The organism is Streptomyces sp. NPDC050546, from assembly GCF_044457425.1.
Lineage (GTDB): Bacteria > Actinomycetota > Actinomycetes > Streptomycetales > Streptomycetaceae > Streptomyces.
Map to the genome: position 1 here is coordinate 474,579 of NZ_JBITGX010000007.1, position 16,262 is coordinate 490,840.

Genomic DNA, 16,262 nt, shown 5'->3' on the forward strand with positions numbered 1-16,262 from the left:
GGCGCGCCGACTCGTGTGACGGGCGGCGCGCCGCGTCATTCCGGCCTGAGGGCCGTGAGTGTGCGCTCCCCCGCCGGGTCGCCCGCCGTGGCCGGGACCAGGGCTATCTCGTCGAGGCCGGCCTCGGCGTAGGCGTCGATACGCGCGCGGACGGTGCCAGGGCCGCCGACGAGGGCGACCGTGCCCGCCGCCTCGGGCGGCAGGGCCCGCAGCAGGGTGTCCCGGTCGGCGCCCTTGGCGGCCAGTTCCACGACCTCGGCGAGTCCCGCCTCGACGAACATGTCGCTGTACCCCGGTACGGCGAGATAGCCGACGACGCTGCGCAGGACCTGCGTGAGCGACTCCGGCTCCGGGTCCACGGCGGCGGGCAGCCAGGCGGCCAGCCGGGGCGGCGTACGGCCCGCCCGTTCGGCCGCCGCGAGCATGCGCGCCCGCAGGACGCGGACCTGTTCCGGCGAGACGATGTCGAGCAGCATCCGGTCGGCGTGCGCGACGGCGGTGCCGATCGCGCGCTCGCCGAACGCGGCGACGGTGACCTGGCCCCCGGGCGGCGGCAGCCGGCGCGGGAAGCCGCTGCCGGGCACGATCGGCTCGCCCGGCACGCTGTCCCACAGCCCGCGCACGGCCGCCGCCGACTCCTCGAGGGCAGTCGCCGGCCGGGTCCGCGGCCGGCCGTGGACGCCCTCGACGACCCGCTTGCTGGACGTGCCGAGCGCCACACCGACAGGCCGGCCGGTGACGGCCGCGGCGGACGCGGCGCCCCGGACGACGGTGAGCGGGTCACGCACCGAGACCGGCACGGGCCCGGCCGTCAGCACGGCCTGCTCGGTGGCCGCGCCGATCGCCGTCGCCAGGACGAACGAGTCCCATGTCGGCCCCTCGCCCGCCCACACCTCCCGGTACCCGAGCCGGTCAGCGAGCATCGCGACCCGCAACGGCTCCTCGACCGGACTGTCGTCCTCCCGCCCCACTGCCACCACGCTGATGTCCATGACAGCGCCCGTACCCGGGCGATCAGGCCGTAATCCGGGCATGATCGACCCCGTGCCCCGCCGGAGATGTCCGGGAGGCGCCCGCGCGGGTAGCGTCCGGCACATGGACAGCGGGACGGACAGCGGTCACGACACCCAGGGCGCCGGGATCACCGTGCAGCGGGCTCTGGAGCTTCCGGGGCTGCGCAGCGGGCTGCCCGAGGTGCTGGCGGGCGCCGACCGGCTCGGGCGGTCGGTGCGCTGGGTGCACGCCGGTGAGGTGCCGCACATCGCCTCGCTGCTCAAGGGCGGCGAACTGCTGCTGACCACGGGCTACGGCCTCGGCACCCGCCCGGCCGAACAGCGGGCGTTCGTGCGCACACTGGCCGAGCGCGGTATCGCGGCCCTGGTGGTGGAGCTCGGCCCGCGCTTCGCACGACTGCCCGCCGCCCTCGTCGACACGGCCCGGTCGGCCGGACTGCCGCTGGTCCAACTGCACCGCGAGGTGCCGTTCGTCACGGTCACGGAGGAGGTCCACACCGAGATCGTCAATGGGCACTACGCGCTGCTCCAGCGGGCCGAGGAGGTGCACCGGCGGTGTACCGAGGCCCTGCTGGGCGGCGGCGGTGTGCCCCAAGTGCTGGGCATTCTGGCGGACTTCGGCGGCAATCCCGTCTTCCTGGAGACGGCGGACGGACAGTTGCTGTACGCCGCCGGGGCCGGTCCCGAGGGGGCGGACCCGCTCCAGGTGTGGGAGGGGCTGCGTGGCCAGCACAAGGACGAGCCGCCGCTCGCGGGCTCGGTGCTGGTGGACGTGCCGGGCGGCGGTCCCGGCAGCGGTGGCGTCCGCGCGCGTCTCGTCCTGCTGCCGGTGCGGACGTCCCTGGCGCAGGTGCACCGGATGGCGGCCGAGCGGGCCGCGGGCATCCTGGCCGTGGTGCTGATGCAGGCACGGCAGGAGGAGGAGCTGGCGGCGCGCGGGCGCGGCGACTTCCTCACGGACCTCGCCGAGGGCCGGGTCACGGCCGAGGACGCCCCGGCGCAGGCACGTGTGCTGGGCTTCAGGCCCGGCGAGGGGCCGCTGCTGCCGGTGGTCATGCGGCTCGGCGACGCCCTGTCCCCGGGGGGAGGCTGGGCCGTGCTGGCCCGGGCGGTCGCCGAGGAGCTGGCGTCGGTGGGCGTGCCGGTGCTGCTCGGGGTGCGGCCGGTGGAGGGCAGGGTGCCGGTGCTGCTCGGGCTGCGCTCGGAGTCGGAGCGGCCGACGGTCGCTGACCGGGTCGCGGCGGCGCTGCGGGCCGGTGTGGAGCGGGCCGGGATGGTGCGGCCGGGCGGGCAGCCGGCGGTGGTGGTCGTGGGGATGGCCGGCGGCTGGACGGCGGCGGCGTCGGGCCTGCGGCACGCGGCGGAGACGGCGACCGCGGCCCAGGGCCTGCCGGACCGGCCCTGGTACGACGCCCGCCGTCTGGACATCGACCTGCTGCTGTGGCGGCTGCGCGACCACCCCGACCTGGCCGCCTTCGTCGACCGGGCCCTCGGCCCGCTCCTGGAGCACGACCGCCGCTCCCGGCCGCCGCTGCTGCCCACCCTGGCGACGTACCTCGCCCACGCGGGACGCAAGGCGGAGACCGCCCGGGAGCTCCACCTCAACCGGCAGACCCTGTACAACCGCCTGGCACGGATCGGGGAGTTGCTGGGCACGGACCTCGACGACCCGCAGACGGTACTGGCCCTGAGCCTGGCGCTGCGGGCCCGCAGACACGTCTCCCAGAACCTCAGGTGACCTCGGGTGACCTCAGGTGAGAGGCCGGGGCTGGGTCAACTCGTCGTACACGCTGAGCACTTGGGCGACCGTCTCGTCCTCGCTCGGCCAGGTGGCCGCCTGCCGGACGCCCTTCTCCCGCAGCGCCTCCCGGCGCTCCGGGTCGCCGAGCAGACGTACGACGCAGCGGGCGAGCGCCTGCGCGTCACCGTGCGGGACGACTTCGGCCGCGTCGCCGACGAGTTCGGGAATGCCGCCGACGTCGGTCGCGACGAGCGGCACGCGCGCGTGGAGCGCCTCCTGGGCGAGGACGGAGCGCGCCTCCTCCCGACGGCTCGGCAGCACGGCGAGGTCGGCGGCGGCGAGCAGTTCGGTGATGTCGTCCCGCCGCCCGATGAGCCGGACGGGCAGCCCCTCGCCCTCGATCCGCTCCTGGAGCTCGCCTCGCAGCGGCCCTTCTCCGGCGATCACGACCAGGGGGACGGGGTCGAGCCGGCGCCAGGCGCGCGCCGCGTCCAGCAGCACGTCGTACCCGCGATGCCGCTCCAGCGAGCCGACGGCCATCAGCAACGGCCGCCCGATGGCGCCGAGTTCGGCACGCACCTTGGGGCGCAGTCCGTCGGGGTCGTCGGGCTCCACGGGCCTGCGGGGGCCGGGCAGCGTGACGGCCGCGAGCCGTGCGTCCCGGGCACCCGTCCGGCGCGCCCGGTCCACGAGCGCCGACGTCGTCCCCAGCACGACCGTGGCCGCCTTCACGACCCGCCGCTCCAGCACCCGCAGCAGTTGGGCACGCGCTCCGTCGGCGTGTGCCCGGTCGTGCCAGGTCACGACCAGCGGAGTGCCCACGCGCCGCCCACTGAGAGCCAGCACGGTACGGAACGAGGCGTGCAGCCCGTGCGCGTGCACCAGATCGGCATGGGCACAGGCCGCCCGCAGGGCCGCCACCGACACCGGGTCACTGCTGCGCGGCACGTGCACGTGATCGGCCCCGACACCGCTGAAGTCATAGGCGTGATTCGCCTCATAAGGGGCGCACACCGTGACTTTCACGCCCCTCGCGACGAGCCCCGCGGTCAGCGAGCGCACATGCGCACTGCTGGCGGCGTTGCCTCCACCCAGCACCTGCACGGTGCGCAGCGGCGACTGGCCAGGCGGTGAGTGGCTGCTCACGGGGGTCACGTGGGGCCGGGCTCCTGGTTCGGATCGGGCGGTCACGACGAACGTACAGAACGAGCGGGCGCGGGGAACGCGCCGCGCGGATTCCTACGCGTACTCCGCCAAGGATGCCAGGACACAGGGGGGTTCCGGGAACGCCGGAACCCCCTCGGCGCGACAGTGGGGCGCGGCATCGGGAGGAACGCGCCGGGCCGGGTCACCCACACGAGTGAAGATGGGGCACGCGTGCCCGACCATGCGACCGAACGCCAGTGCGCCCTCCCGCTATATGTCCGCCCGGGCCGTCGCCAGCAGCTCCTCCGCATGTGCCCGGGCCGTCTCGGAGTCCTCCTGGCCCGCGAGCATGCGGGACAGCTCCCGGACCCGGTCCTCGCCCTCCAGCACCTTCACGCCGGAACGGGTGACCGAGCCGTCGTTGGTCTTCTCGACCAGCAACTGCCGGTCGGCGAAGGCCGCCACCTGCGGCAGATGGGTCACGACCACGACCTGCGCGGTCCTCGCCAGGCGTGCGAGCCGCCGGCCGATCTCGACCGCCGCCTTGCCGCCGACACCGGCGTCGACCTCGTCGAAGAGATACGTCGGCACGGGGTCCGTGCCCGCGAACACGACCTCCACGGCCAGCATCACGCGCGACAGCTCACCACCGGACGCCCCCTTGGCGATCGGCCGCGGCGGCGCGCCCGGGTGCGGGGCCAGCAGCAGCTCGACCTCGTCGGCACCCGCGGGCCCGTACGCGACCGCACGGCCGCCGACCTCGACGCCCTCCGGGTCCTCGGTCTGCCGGATGTCGAAGGACACGCGCGCGTGCGGCATGGCGAGCGAGGCCAGCTCGGCGGTCACGGCGGCGGCGAACCGCTCGGCGGCCTCCGTCCGCGCGTCCGTCAACGCCTGTGCGAGCCCGCCCAGTTCGGACCGCAGCGCGTCCCGCTCCGCGGTCAGCTCCCCGATCCGCTCGTCGTCGCCGTCGAGTTCGCTCAACCGGGCGGCACTCGTCTCGGCCCAGGCGAGCACGGTGGCGATGTCCTCGCCGTACTTCCGGGTCAGCCCGGTGAGCGCGGCCCGCCGCTCCTCGACGGCCGCCAGCCGCAGCGGATCGGCGTCCAGATCGTCGGCGTAGCCGGCCAGGTCCCCCGCCGCGTCGCGCAGCAGGATCCCGATCTCCCCGACGCGGTCGGCGAGCGCGGCCAGCGCCGGGTCGTACGACCGTACGGCGTCCAGGGCCCGCTGGCCGCCCGCGACGAGCGTCCCGGCGTCGACACCCTCGGGGTCCTCCGGATTGCCCGCCAGCGCCGCGTGGGCGGCAGCCGCGGCGGATGCCAGCGCCTCGGCATGCCCCAGCCGCTCGGCCTCCGCGGCCAGTTCCACGTCCTCACCGGCCCGGGGCTCGACGGCTGCGACCTCGTCGAGCCCGTAGCGCAGCAGGTCGGCCTCCTGGGCCCGTTCCCGCGCGCGCGTGGTGATCTCGTCGAGCTCGGCGGAGGCGGCCCGCAGCCGCTTGTACGCCTCGCTGTACTTGGCCAGCGGCACAGCGACAGAATCGCCCGCGTACCGGTCGAGCGCCTGCCGCTGCCGGGACAGTTTGAGCAGCCCCTGCTGGTCGGTCTGCCCGTGCACGGCCACCAGCTCGTCGGCGAGCTCGGCGAGCACCCCCACAGGCACGCTGCGCCCGCCCAGGTGCGCCCGCGAGCGCCCCTCGGCGGAAACGGTACGGCTGATCAGCAGGGCACCGTCGTCGAGCTCGGCCCCGGCCTCCTCGGCGCGCACGGCGGCCGTGGCGTCGTCCGGGACGGTGATCCGCCCCTCCACGACGGCCTTCCCGGCCCCGATCCGCACCAGCGCCGGGTCGGCGCGCCCGCCCAGCAGCAATCCCAGGCTGGTGACCACCATGGTCTTGCCCGCACCCGTCTCACCGGTGACAGCGGTGAACCCGGGCGACAGCTCGACCACAGCGTCGTCGATCACGCCGAGCGACCGTATCCGCATCTCCTCCAACACGGACACGACCTTACGAGGTCCGAGCCAGGGATTGCGACTGGCCCGCCCCTGTCACCCACGAGAGTGGCAACGCCCTGTTCTTTGGGGGCGCGGGGAACTGCGCTACCAGCCACAACGAACCCGCACCCGCCGACGAAGCCGGTGCCACCCCCCACAAACCGCTAGTGAGGAGCCCCCCGCCACCCGGAAACAGGCAGCGCGAACTTGGCCACCAGCCGGTCCGTGAAGGACGCATGATGCAGCCGAGCCAGCCGAACCGGCACAGCCCCCCGCCGAACCTCCACCCTGGCCCCCGCGGGCAACTCCACGGTCCGACGCCCGTCACACCACAGCACCCCCGGCGGAATGTGTGGCAGAACCTCCACAGCCAACACAGAATCCGGCGATGTCACCAACGGCTTCGCGAACAGCGCGTGCGCACTGATCGGCACCATCAGCAGCGCCTCGACCTCCGGCCACACCACCGGCCCTCCGGCAGAGAAGGCGTAGGCGGTCGACCCGGTCGGAGTCGCGCACACGATCCCGTCACAGCCGAACCCCGTGACGGGCCGCCCGTCGATCTCGAGGACGATCTCCAGCATCCGCTCGGCGGACACCTTCTGCACGGCCGCCTCGTTCAGCGCCCAGTCCGTGTGCACGATGTCGCCGTTGCGGTGCACCACGACGTCGACGGTCATCCGCTCCTCGACCTCGTACGCCTTGGTCACCACCCGGTCGACGACCTTGTCGAGGTCGTCGCGCTCGGCCTCCGCGAGGAACCCGACCCGTCCGAGGTTGACGCCGAGCATCGGCACACCCGAGGCCCGCGCGAACTCGGCACCGCGCAGCAGCGTGCCGTCGCCGCCCAGCACTATGAGCAGCTCACACCCGTCGAGGCACTGCGGAGTGGCTTCCTTGACCAGCTCCACCTCGTCCGGCAGGGGCAGGTCACGCGCCTCGGCCGCCAGGACGCGCACGCCGAGACCGGAGCGCAGCAGCCCCTTCACCACGAGCTCGGCGCTGCGCACGGCGGCGGGCCGCCCCGTGTGGGCGAGCAGGAAAACAGTACGAGCTCGGTTCTCGGTCAACGCGGCCCCTCCGCCACTGCACGGTCGACATCGGCCGGGTCCAGTTCCGGTGCCCCGGCCCGAAGCCACAGAAAGTATTCGACATTCCCCGACGGCCCGGGCAGCGGACTGGCCGTCACGCCCTTCACCCCGAGCCCCAGTCCCCCGGCCTTCTCGGCCACCCCCCGCACCGCCTCGGCCCGCAGCTGGACGCTGCGCACGACTCCCCCGCTGCCGAGGCGCTCCTTGCCCACCTCGAACTGCGGCTTGACCATCATCACCAGATCGGCGTCCGGTTTCACGCACCGCACCAGGGCGGGCAGGACCAGCCCGAGCGGGATGAAGGACAGATCCCCCACGACAAGATCCACAGGCTCCCCATCGATCACTTCAAGCGTCAACTCGCGTACGTTCGTACGGTCCTTGACGGTGACGCGTTCATCGTTCTGGAGGGCCCATGCGAGTTGTCCGTATCCGACGTCCACGGCGACGACGTGGGAGGCGCCCGACCTCAGCAGAACGTCGGTGAAACCGCCGGTGGACGCGCCCGCGTCGAGCGCCCTGCGCCCCTCGACGGCCAGCCCCTGCGGCACGAACGCCGCCAGCGCGCCGGCGAGCTTGTGGCCGCCCCGGGACACGTAGTCGGGGTCGCCGTCGTCCTGGGCCACCACGATCGCGGCCGCCGTCTCCACCTGTGTGGCGGACTTGGTCGCGACGGTCTTGCCGACGGAGACGCGCCCGGCGGCGATCAGCTGGCCGGCGTGCTCACGCGAGCGCGCGAGCTTCCGGCGGACCAGCTCCGCGTCGAGACGGCGGCGTGCGACTCCTGCCACGTTCGGTTCAGCTCCTAGGTCCGTGCTGGTGCTGCGGCGGGGGCGCCGGAGGTCCCGGGCGGGCGTCGAGCGCGGTGAGCGCGTCGCGCAGCCCCCGGTGTACATCCTCGTACACCTCGATGTGGCCGTCCGTGGCGAGGTGGTCCGCGTCGCCGAGCCGGTCGAGGCAGGCGTCCACGTCGCCGACGCCCGTGCGGGTGCGGGGCACGTGCAGGGGCGCGGGAGCGGCGGGGTCGTACCCGGGATCGGGAACGGGCTCGTCCTCCGCCACCGCCGGGGTCTCGGGAACTGCGTCGTCCATGCCCCGACGCTACCGCGAACCACTGCGGTACCGTCGTCGGCGATGGCCACGATCGAGGAGTGCCGCAGCGCACTCGACAAGCTCTCGGACAACATGCAGCGCGCCGAAGGGGACGTCCGCGACGCCGCGGCCCTGGACCGCTCGGTGAGCTGCCACATCACGGACCTGGACGTCACCTTCGTCGGCCGCATGCGCGGCGGGCGGATCCACGTGCACGACACCGTGCAGGGACCGCCGCCCGCCAAGGCCGAGATCAGGCTCGCCATGGCCGGCGACGATCTGGTGGCGCTGGTCGACGGCGAGCTGAGCTTCGCCAAGGCCTGGGGCTCGGGCCGGGTCAAGCTACATGCGGGTGTGCGGGACCTGCTCCAGCTCAGGAAGCTTCTGTAGCCACCTTCTCGGCCCCCTTCCCCGCCCCGGTTCCGGCCCGTGCCCGCCGCGCCGCCGGCACCACCAGCGGCGTGCCCGTCTCCGGGTCGTCGATGACCTGGCAGCGCAGCCCGAAGACCTCCTCGACCAGCTCGGCCGTGACGATGTCCTTCGGCGCGCCCTCGGCGATGACGCTCCCCTCGCGCAGGGCGATGAGGTGCGTGGCGTAGCGGGCGGCGTGGTTCAGGTCGTGCAGCACGGCGACGAGCGTGCGCCCCTGCTCCTCGTGCAGCTCCGCGCACAGGTCCAGTACGTCGATCTGGTGCTGGATGTCCAGGTACGTCGTCGGCTCGTCGAGCAGCAGCAGCGGGGTCTGCTGGGCGAGCGCCATGGCGATCCACACCCGCTGGCGCTGGCCGCCGGAGAGTTCGTCGACGTAACGCTCGGCCAGCTCGGCGACACCGGTCTGCCGCATGGACTCCTGGACGACGCGCTCGTCGTCGGCCGACCACTGGCGCAGGATGCCCTGGTGCGGATAGCGGCCACGGCCCACCAGGTCGCCGACGGTGATGCCGTCGGGCGCGATGGACGACTGGGGCAGCAGGCCGAGGGTCCGCGCGACCTTCTTCGCGGGCATCGACTGGATGACCTGGCCGTCGAGCAGCACCCGGCCCTCGCTCGGCTTGAGCATCCGCGACAGTGCCCGCAGGAGCGTCGACTTGCCGCAGGCGTTGGGGCCGACGATCACGGTGAAGGAGTTGTCGGGTATCTCCACCGACAGCTGCTCGGCGATCACCCGCTGGTCGTAGGCGAGGGTGACGTTCTCGGCGGACAGACGGTTCACAGTGCTCCTTTGGTTCTTGCTCATATCCGGCCCGCCCGGCGTTCGGTGACCAGCAGCCACAGCAGGTAGACACCGCCCAGCACGCCGGTGACCACGCCCACGGGCAGCTGCTCGGCGCCGAACGCCCGCTGCGAGAGCCAGTCGGCGGTGACCAGCAGGGCCGCGCCCATGCACAGGGAGGGCAGCAGGTTCGGGCCGGGCGAACGGGTCAGGCGCCGGGCCAGCTGCGGCGCGGTGAGCGCGACGAAGCTGACGGGACCGGCGGCGGCGGTCGCGGACGCGGTGAGCAGCACGGCCGCCACCATCAGCAGCAGACGCACCCGCTCCACCCGGACCCCGAGGGCGTACGACACGTCGTCGCCCATCTCCATCATCCGCAGCCCGCGCGCGTTGCAGAGGGCGAGCGGCACGAGCACGGCGCACAGCCCGAGCAGCGGCCACACCTGGTCCCAGTCACGGCCGTCGAGCGAGCCGGTCATCCACACGACCGCGCGGGCCGCGTCCACGATGTCGGACTTGGTGAGCAGATAGCCGTTGACCCCGGTGACGATCGCGGAGACGCCGATGCCGACCAGCACCAGCCGGTAGCCGTGCACGCCCCGCTTCCAGGCGAGCACATAGATCGCGAGCCCGGTCACCAGACCGCCCACGAGTGCGCCCAGGGCCACCTGGTTCGCGTCCCCGGAGAACAGCACGATCATCGTGAGCGCGCCGGCCGTCGCCCCCTGTCCGAGGCCGAGTACGTCCGGACTGCCCAGCGGATTGCGGGAGATGGACTGGAACAGCGCGCCGCCGAGCCCGAGGGAGGCGCCGACCAGCAGTCCGACCAGGACCCGCGGCAGCCGCAGCTCGTTGACGATGAACTCCTGGCCCTCGTTGCCCTGCCCGAACAGGGTCCGCAGCACATCGGCGGCCGGGATCGGGAAGTCGCCGGTGCCGATGAGCACGACACTCGCCGTGAGCGCCGTGGCCAGCAGCAGCAGCACGACGACGAAGGCCCGCACGTCCAGGCGTATCGAGAGCCCGCCGGGGGACCTCACAGCACGGTTGGTGGTCTTCACAGCTGCGCCGTCCTCCGCCGTCGTACGAGATAGATGAACACCGGTCCGCCGAGGATCGCGGTCACGATGCCCACCTGGAGCTCCGCCGGCCGGGCCACGATCCGGCCGAGGACATCGGCCCCGAGCAGCAGCACGGGCGACAGGATCGCCGCGTACGGCAGGATCCAGCGCAGGTCGGGCCCGGTGAACGAGCGCACGACGTGGGGCACCATCAGCCCGACGAACACGATCGGCCCGCAGGCTGCGGTCGCGGCTCCGCAGAGCACGGTCGCGGCCAGCATGGACAGCGCCCGGGTCCGGTTCAGGTTGGCGCCGAGCGCCTTGGCGGTGTCGTCGCCCATGGCCATGGCGTTGAGCGGCCGGGCCAGGGCCAGGGCCAGGGCCGTACCGGCCAGCAGGAACGGCAGCACCTGTTCGATGGTCGAGTCGGTCGCCGCGGAGAGCGAACCCACCGTCCAGAACCGCATCTTGCCGAGCGCCGCGTCGTCCATGATCATCACGGCTTGGAGGTAGCCGTAGAGCGCGGCGCTGAGGGCCGTACCGGCGAGCGCGAGCCGCACCGGCGTCGCGCCCCGGCTGCCGCCGAGGAACCAGACCAGCGCACCGACAGCGGCCGCGCCGAAGAACGCGAACCAGACGTAGCCGCTGAGCGAGGTGATCCCGAGGAACGTGATCGCCGTGACGACCGCGGCGGACGCGCCTGCGTTGATGCCGAGCAGCCCGGGATCGGCGAGCGGGTTGCGCGTGAGCGCCTGGAGGACGGCGCCGGCCAGACCGAGGGCGGCACCGGCGAGCAGTCCCAGCACGGTCCGTGACATCCGCTCAGCGACGACGACATCGCCGTACGTCCCCGAGTCCTCGAACAGACCGTGCCAGACCTGCCCGAGGGACAGCTCTTTCGCTCCGATCGCGATACTCGCCAGCGCGACGAGCACCAGGATCGCGACGGCCAGGACCAGCCCAAAGGCTCGTACCACCCGTCGAGTCGGGGGCGCGGGGGCGGTCTCCGCGCGCTGTTCGGGGGGACTGTCGACCAACACGCAGGTTAGGCTAACCTACCTTGCCTTTCGATCACGATTCCGGATCCCGGCCGCGGTCCTTCGCACGCACAGCCGAAGGGTGCCCGCGCACCGCGGATCCCAACCGGTGCTCAGAGGCCCAGCTTTGCCAGCGCCTTCCCCCCGTCCAGCTCGCACGCGCCCTCTCCGGCGGCCGTCCACGCCGCAGCACACAGCGCGCGCAGCCCGTCCAGGGCCTCGCCGTCCCCGTCGAGCTCCAGCACCTCCGCACCGGCCGTCACCGTCCAGCCTCCGCACCGGAATCCGCCGTCGCCCACTGCGTCGACGTCCGGCTGGCCGCTGAGCATCCCCCGCAGATCGGCGTCCACATATGTCGGCCGGTGGTGCGGCGGCGCGGCCAGCAGCCGGGCGCCGTCGGTGACCCCGGTCAGGACGAGCAGCGAGTCGACGTCCCCGTTGAACGCGCCCTCGATGTCCGTGTCCAGCCGGTCCCCCACCACCAGCGGCCGCTTCGCCCCGGTCCGCAGGATGGTCTCCCGGTGCATCGGCGGCAGCGGCTTCCCCGCGACCTGCGGCTCGGCGCCCGTGGCGATCCGGACGACCTCCACTGCCGCGCCGTTACCCGGGGCGATCCCGCGCCCGCTCGGAATCGTCAGGTCGGTGTTGGACGCGAACCACGGCATGCCGCGCGCGACCGCGTAACTGGCCTCCGCGAACCGGCCCCAGGGCAGCTCGGGCCCGCCGAACCCCTGCACCACCGCCGCCGGATCGTCGTCCGCCGACTCGACGGGCACCAGCCCGCGCTCGCGCAGCGCCACCCGCAGCCCTTCCCCGCCGATCACCAGCACCCGGGCGCCCCGCGGCACCTGCTCACTGATCAGCCGCGCGACCGCCTGCGCCGAGGTGATGACGTCGTCCGCGCCCGTCGGTATCCCCAGCTCGGTCAGATGCGCGGCCACGGTGTCCGGAGTGCGCAGCGCGTTGTTCGTGACGTACGCGAGCCGCATCCCCCCTGCCCGCGCCTCGGCCAGCGACTCGACGGCGTACGCGATCGCGCTCCCGCCCGCGTACACGACCCCGTCCAGATCGAGCAGCGCCGTGTCGTACGCCTCGCTCAGGGCCTGCCCACTGCCCTCGGGCCTCGTCCTGACGCTCCGGCTCATCCCGCATCGCTCCTCGTTCGACGGCTTTCCCCCGATCATCCCTCATGGCACTGACACCCGTACGATGCCGGGATGAACACAGCAGGTCACTCGGAGGCAACGGCGCACCGAGGCCTGGAACTCACCCCGTTCCGAGGCCTTCGTTACGACCCCGACCGGGTCGGCAGCCTTGCCGCCGTGACATCTCCGCCGTACGACGTCGTGGTGCGCCCCGACGGCCTGCACCACCTCGAGTCCTCCGACCCGCACAACATCGTCCGTCTGATCCTGCCCCAGGCCGCCACGCCCAGTGCCCGCAACGAACAGGCCGCCGAGACCCTGCACCGCTGGCTCTCCGAGGGCGTCCTGGCCACCGATCCGGAACCCGGCCTCTACGTCTACGAGCAGCGGGACGGCGACGGCATGCTGCAACGCGGCATCATCGGCGCCCTGCGTGTGTCGGACCCCGCCGAGCAGGTGGTGCTGCCGCACGAGGACGTCATGCCGCACATCGTCGCGGACCGCGCGGCCCTGATGCGGGCCACCTCCGCGAACCTCGAACCCCTCCTGCTGACCTACCGCGGCGACGGCCCGACGACGACCACGGCGGACCTCATCGAGCGCACCGCCGACCGGCCTCCGCTCCTCTCCACCACCACGGAGGACGGTTTCAGCCACCGCCTGTGGTCCCTGACCGCCCCCGCCGACCTGGCCGCGATCCAGACCGACCTGGCCCGTCACCAGGCACTCATCGCCGACGGCCACCACCGCTGGGCGACCTACCGCCGGCTCCGCACGGAGCACCCCTCCCCCAGCCCGTGGGACCACGGCCTGGTCCTCCTGGTCGACACGGCCCGCTACCCCCTCCGGGTCCGCGCCATCCACCGTCTCCTCCACGACCTGCCGGTCGACCGGGCCGTGGCGGCCCTGCACGGCCTGTTCCGGGTACGCCGCCTGACGGCCCCCCTGCCCGAGGCCCTGGAGGCGCTGGCGGACGCGGCCTGCGAGGGCAACGCGTTCCTGCTGGCCGGCGACGGTTCCTACCATCTCGTCGACCACCCGGACCCGGATCTCCTGGCCCGTACGATCCCCGCCGACCGCCCCACGGCCTGGCGCACCCTCGACGCGACGGTCCTGCACGCCACGCTCCTCGAGCACGTCTGGCACATCCCCGAGGACTCCCCCGCCCACATCGCCTATATCCACGACACGGCCGCCACGGTCGCCAAGGCGGAACGCGACGGCGGTACGGCCGTCCTGATGCACCCGGTCCGCGAGGAGGTCGTCCGGGACCTGGCCCGGCAGGGCGTGACGATGCCGCGCAAGTCGACATCGTTCGGCCCGAAGCCGGCCTCGGGCCTGGTGCTGCGCACCCTGGACCTCTGAAGCAAAAAAGAAGGGGGCGGATCCCCACCGGGATCCGCCCCCTTCCACCGGACGTCAGTCCTTCTTCTCCTCCTCGGAGGAGTCCCCGCCGTCGCTCACATCGTCGGTGTCGCTCTCGTCATCGGTGATGGCGTCGACGAACTCCACCCCGTCCAGCTCGGCGAGCCGGTCCGACGCGTCCGTGCTGCCGTCCCGGTCGGCCTCCACAGCCTTCGCGAACCACTCCCGCGCCTCGCTCTCCCGCCCGGCGGCGAGCAGCGCGTCGGCGTACGCGTACCGCAGCCGCGCGGTCCACGGCTGCACGGAGTTGGCGGCCAGCTCGGGGCTCTGCAGCGTCACGATGGCCGCGTCCAGCTGCTCCATGTCACGCCGCGCACCGGCGGCGACGAGCCGCATCTCGACCTGGCCGGCCTTGTCGAGCTTGTGCACCTCGGGGGCGCCGGCCATGTCCAGCGCCTTCTCCGGCCGCCCGAGCCCACGCTCGCAGTCGGCCATCACGGGCCACAGATCGATGTTCCCGGTCATCCGCTTGGCGGCCCGGAACTCGGCCAGCGCCTCGCCGTACTTCTGGTTGGCGTACGCGGCGAACCCGGCGGCCTCCCGCACGGCGGCGACACGCGACGCCAGCCGCAGCGCGACCCTCGAGTAGCCGTACGCGCCCTCGGGGTCCTCGTCGAGGAGCCGCGCGACCATCACCAGGTTCCTGGCGACATCGTCCGCGAGCGTCTTCGGCAGGCTCTGCAGTTCCTGCCGTACGTCCTTGTCGATCTCCTCGCCCGTGACGTCCTCGGGGATCGGCAGCCGCTTGATCGGCTCCCGGTCCCGCTCCCGCTCCTCACGGAACCGGCCGGCACCACGCCGGTCGTCGCGGCCACGGAAACCGCCACGGTCACGGTCACCGCCCTCGCGCCGGAAACCGCGATCGCGATCGTCCCGCCGCGGCCCACGTCCGCCACGGTCGTCGCGCCCGGCACGGTCGTCGCGCCCACGGAAGCCACCACGGTCGCTGCGATCACCACGGTCGCCGCGGTGGTCGTCGCGCCGGAACTCGCCACGCTCGCCACGAGGAGCGTCGTCGCGACGGAAGCCACCACGCCCTCCTCGACCGGCGTCGTCCCGACGGAAACCGCCACGCTCCCCGCGGTCGTCCCCACGGCGCTCGTCACGACGCTCGTCACGCCTGTCGTCCCGACGGTCATCGCGCCTGTCATCCCGGCGGAAGCCGCCGCGGTCGTCACGCCGGAAACCGCGGTCGCGATCGTCACCGCGGAAGCCGCGGTCCCGGTCGTCACCGCGGAAATTACGGTCCCGGCTGTCACGACGCTCGCCACGGTCGTCGCGCCGCTGGAACCCTCCGCGGTCACCATCGCGACGGTCGTCACGCCTGTCGTCCCGACGGAAGGAGGGGCGGTCACCGCGCGGTCCACGGTCGTCTCCGCGACGGACATCGCCTCGGCGGTCGTCGCGCCGGCCGTAGCCACCGCCACGGTTGTCGTCACGACCGCGGCTGTCGTCACGCCGGTCGTCACGCCGGAAGCCACCACGGTCCCGGTCGTCGCGCCGCTCTCCACGGTCGTCGCGCCGGAAGGAGGGGCGGTCACCGCGGTCGTCCCGCCGGAACCCGCCGCGGTCACGGTCGTCCCTGCGCGGTCCCCGGTCACGGTCGTCGCGCCGGCCGAACCCACCACCACGGTTGTCGTCACGACCGCGGCTGTCGTCACGCCGGTCGTCACGCCGGAAGCCACCACGCTCACCACGGTCCGAACGATCGCCTCGGTCGCTTCGGCCGCCGTCACGACGCCCGTAGCCACCACGGTCGTTGTCGCGGCGGAAGCCTCCGCGGTCTCCACGGTCCCCGCGCTGACCGCCGCGGTCGCTCCGGTCCCCCTCCCGTCGCCGCTGGTCGCGCTCCGGTCGGTCGTCGGGAGAGTTGGTGGACATGGTGACTCCTGTCTTCGGTACCGCAAGTCATTCTCGCGCAGCCGGCTACCCGGCGCGCACCGCAAAATAAAAAGGACCCCTGGTCCCAGCTGAACGCTGGGACCAGGGGTCCTTCCAAAGATTGTTCGGCGGCGTCCTACTCTCCCACAGGGTCCCCCCTGCAGTACCATCGGCGCTGTAAGGCTTAGCTTCCGGGTTCGAAATGTAACCGGGCGTTTCCCCTACGCTATTACCACCGAAACCCTAATGGTTTCGAGCGAACAAGCACACTCTTTAATTGTTCGTTCTACTCAAAGCCGACAACTGTTCGTTGTCTCAGAACTGACACAGTGGACGCGAGCAACTGAGGACAAGCCCTCGGCCTATTAGTACCGGTCAACTCCACACGTTACCGTGCTTCCATATCCGGCCTATCAACC

15 protein-coding genes and 2 rRNA genes are annotated in these 16,262 nt (G+C 72.9%); 4 read left to right on the forward strand and 13 right to left on the reverse strand.

The genetic code is table 11. The features are described from left to right. Positions 1 to 35 precede the first annotated feature (35 nt). Positions 36 to 992, reverse strand: coding sequence for an LLM class F420-dependent oxidoreductase (locus ACIBK5_RS20425; RefSeq protein ID WP_399021263.1), 957 nt, complete (start codon positions 990 to 992; stop codon positions 36 to 38). A gap of 103 nt (positions 993 to 1,095) precedes the next feature. Here ACIBK5_RS20425 and ACIBK5_RS20430 point away from each other — a divergent pair, with 103 nt between their 5' ends. Next, on the forward strand, positions 1,096 to 2,751 hold the full coding sequence (locus tag ACIBK5_RS20430) for a PucR family transcriptional regulator (RefSeq protein ID WP_399021265.1): 1,656 nt from the start codon (positions 1,096 to 1,098) through the stop codon (positions 2,749 to 2,751). Positions 2,752 to 2,763: 12 nt separating this feature from the next. On the opposite strand, the gene ACIBK5_RS20435 is transcribed toward ACIBK5_RS20430, so the two are convergent. The 5 genes from ACIBK5_RS20435 to ACIBK5_RS20455 form a co-directional block, all read right to left on the reverse strand. Beyond that, a complete protein-coding gene (locus ACIBK5_RS20435) occupies positions 2,764 to 3,909 on the reverse strand; it encodes a glycosyltransferase family 4 protein (protein ID WP_399021266.1) in 1,146 nt (381 codons plus the stop codon). Positions 3,910 to 4,170: 261 nt separating this feature from the next. Continuing rightward, entirely contained in the window at positions 4,171 to 5,889 is a 1,719-nt protein-coding gene (recN, locus tag ACIBK5_RS20440; RefSeq protein WP_399021295.1) for a DNA repair protein RecN, read from the reverse strand. Between the two features lie 173 nt (positions 5,890 to 6,062). After that, the gene (locus ACIBK5_RS20445) at positions 6,063 to 6,968 is read right to left on the reverse strand and encodes an NAD kinase (RefSeq protein WP_189731107.1); all 906 of its coding nucleotides are present in this window, start codon (positions 6,966 to 6,968) and stop codon (positions 6,063 to 6,065) included. After that, positions 6,965 to 7,780 carry a TlyA family RNA methyltransferase gene (locus ACIBK5_RS20450; protein ID WP_399021268.1) on the reverse strand — a complete coding sequence of 272 codons (816 nt, stop codon included), beginning with the start codon at positions 7,778 to 7,780 and terminating at the stop codon, positions 6,965 to 6,967. Before ACIBK5_RS20450 ends, ACIBK5_RS20445 begins: the two co-directional genes overlap by 4 nt. 7 nt (positions 7,781 to 7,787) lie before the next feature. After that, positions 7,788 to 8,081, reverse strand: coding sequence for a hypothetical protein (locus ACIBK5_RS20455; protein WP_399021269.1), 294 nt, complete (start codon positions 8,079 to 8,081; stop codon positions 7,788 to 7,790). 42 nt (positions 8,082 to 8,123) lie between these two features. Between ACIBK5_RS20455 and ACIBK5_RS20460 the strand changes: the two genes are divergently transcribed. Further along, the gene (locus ACIBK5_RS20460; protein ID WP_399021270.1) at positions 8,124 to 8,471 is read left to right on the forward strand and encodes a sterol-binding protein; all 348 of its coding nucleotides are present in this window, start codon (positions 8,124 to 8,126) and stop codon (positions 8,469 to 8,471) included. Here the strand turns inward: ACIBK5_RS20460 and ACIBK5_RS20465 are convergent. The 4 genes from ACIBK5_RS20465 to ACIBK5_RS20480 form a co-directional block, all read right to left on the reverse strand. Further along, complete coding sequence (locus ACIBK5_RS20465) at positions 8,455 to 9,318, reverse strand: ABC transporter ATP-binding protein (RefSeq protein ID WP_399021271.1); 864 nt, start codon at positions 9,316 to 9,318, stop codon at positions 8,455 to 8,457. The two genes, ACIBK5_RS20460 and ACIBK5_RS20465, sit on opposite strands and share 17 nt — an antisense overlap. Beyond that, positions 9,315 to 10,355, reverse strand: coding sequence for a FecCD family ABC transporter permease (locus ACIBK5_RS20470; RefSeq protein ID WP_399021272.1), 1,041 nt, complete (start codon positions 10,353 to 10,355; stop codon positions 9,315 to 9,317). The genes ACIBK5_RS20465 and ACIBK5_RS20470 overlap by 4 nt, the downstream gene beginning before the upstream one ends. Then, positions 10,352 to 11,395 carry a FecCD family ABC transporter permease gene (locus tag ACIBK5_RS20475; RefSeq protein ID WP_399021273.1) on the reverse strand — a complete coding sequence of 348 codons (1,044 nt, stop codon included), beginning with the start codon at positions 11,393 to 11,395 and terminating at the stop codon, positions 10,352 to 10,354. The genes ACIBK5_RS20470 and ACIBK5_RS20475 overlap by 4 nt, the downstream gene beginning before the upstream one ends. Positions 11,396 to 11,505: 110 nt before the next feature. Continuing rightward, the gene (locus ACIBK5_RS20480; RefSeq protein ID WP_399021274.1) at positions 11,506 to 12,537 is read right to left on the reverse strand and encodes an HAD hydrolase-like protein; all 1,032 of its coding nucleotides are present in this window, start codon (positions 12,535 to 12,537) and stop codon (positions 11,506 to 11,508) included. 72 nt (positions 12,538 to 12,609) lie between these two features. On the opposite strand from ACIBK5_RS20480, the gene ACIBK5_RS20485 reads away from it, so the two are divergent. Further along, on the forward strand, positions 12,610 to 13,902 hold the full coding sequence (locus tag ACIBK5_RS20485; RefSeq protein ID WP_399021275.1) for a DUF1015 family protein: 1,293 nt from the start codon (positions 12,610 to 12,612) through the stop codon (positions 13,900 to 13,902). 54 nt (positions 13,903 to 13,956) lie between these two features. Here ACIBK5_RS20485 and ACIBK5_RS20490 read toward each other — a convergent pair whose 3' ends face one another. After that, positions 13,957 to 14,703 carry a hypothetical protein gene (locus ACIBK5_RS20490; protein WP_399021296.1) on the reverse strand — a complete coding sequence of 249 codons (747 nt, stop codon included), beginning with the start codon at positions 14,701 to 14,703 and terminating at the stop codon, positions 13,957 to 13,959. Between the two features lie 228 nt (positions 14,704 to 14,931). Between ACIBK5_RS20490 and ACIBK5_RS20495 the strand changes: the two genes are divergently transcribed. Beyond that, the gene (locus tag ACIBK5_RS20495) at positions 14,932 to 15,936 is read left to right on the forward strand and encodes a hypothetical protein (protein ID WP_399021297.1); all 1,005 of its coding nucleotides are present in this window, start codon (positions 14,932 to 14,934) and stop codon (positions 15,934 to 15,936) included. Between the two features lie 30 nt (positions 15,937 to 15,966). On the opposite strand, the gene rrf is transcribed toward ACIBK5_RS20495, so the two are convergent. Further along, positions 15,967 to 16,083: ribosomal RNA gene (rrf, locus tag ACIBK5_RS20500) — 5S ribosomal RNA — on the reverse strand. 105 nt (positions 16,084 to 16,188) lie between these two features. Beyond that, a 23S ribosomal RNA gene (locus tag ACIBK5_RS20505) occupies positions 16,189 to 16,262 on the reverse strand; the annotation flags it as partial.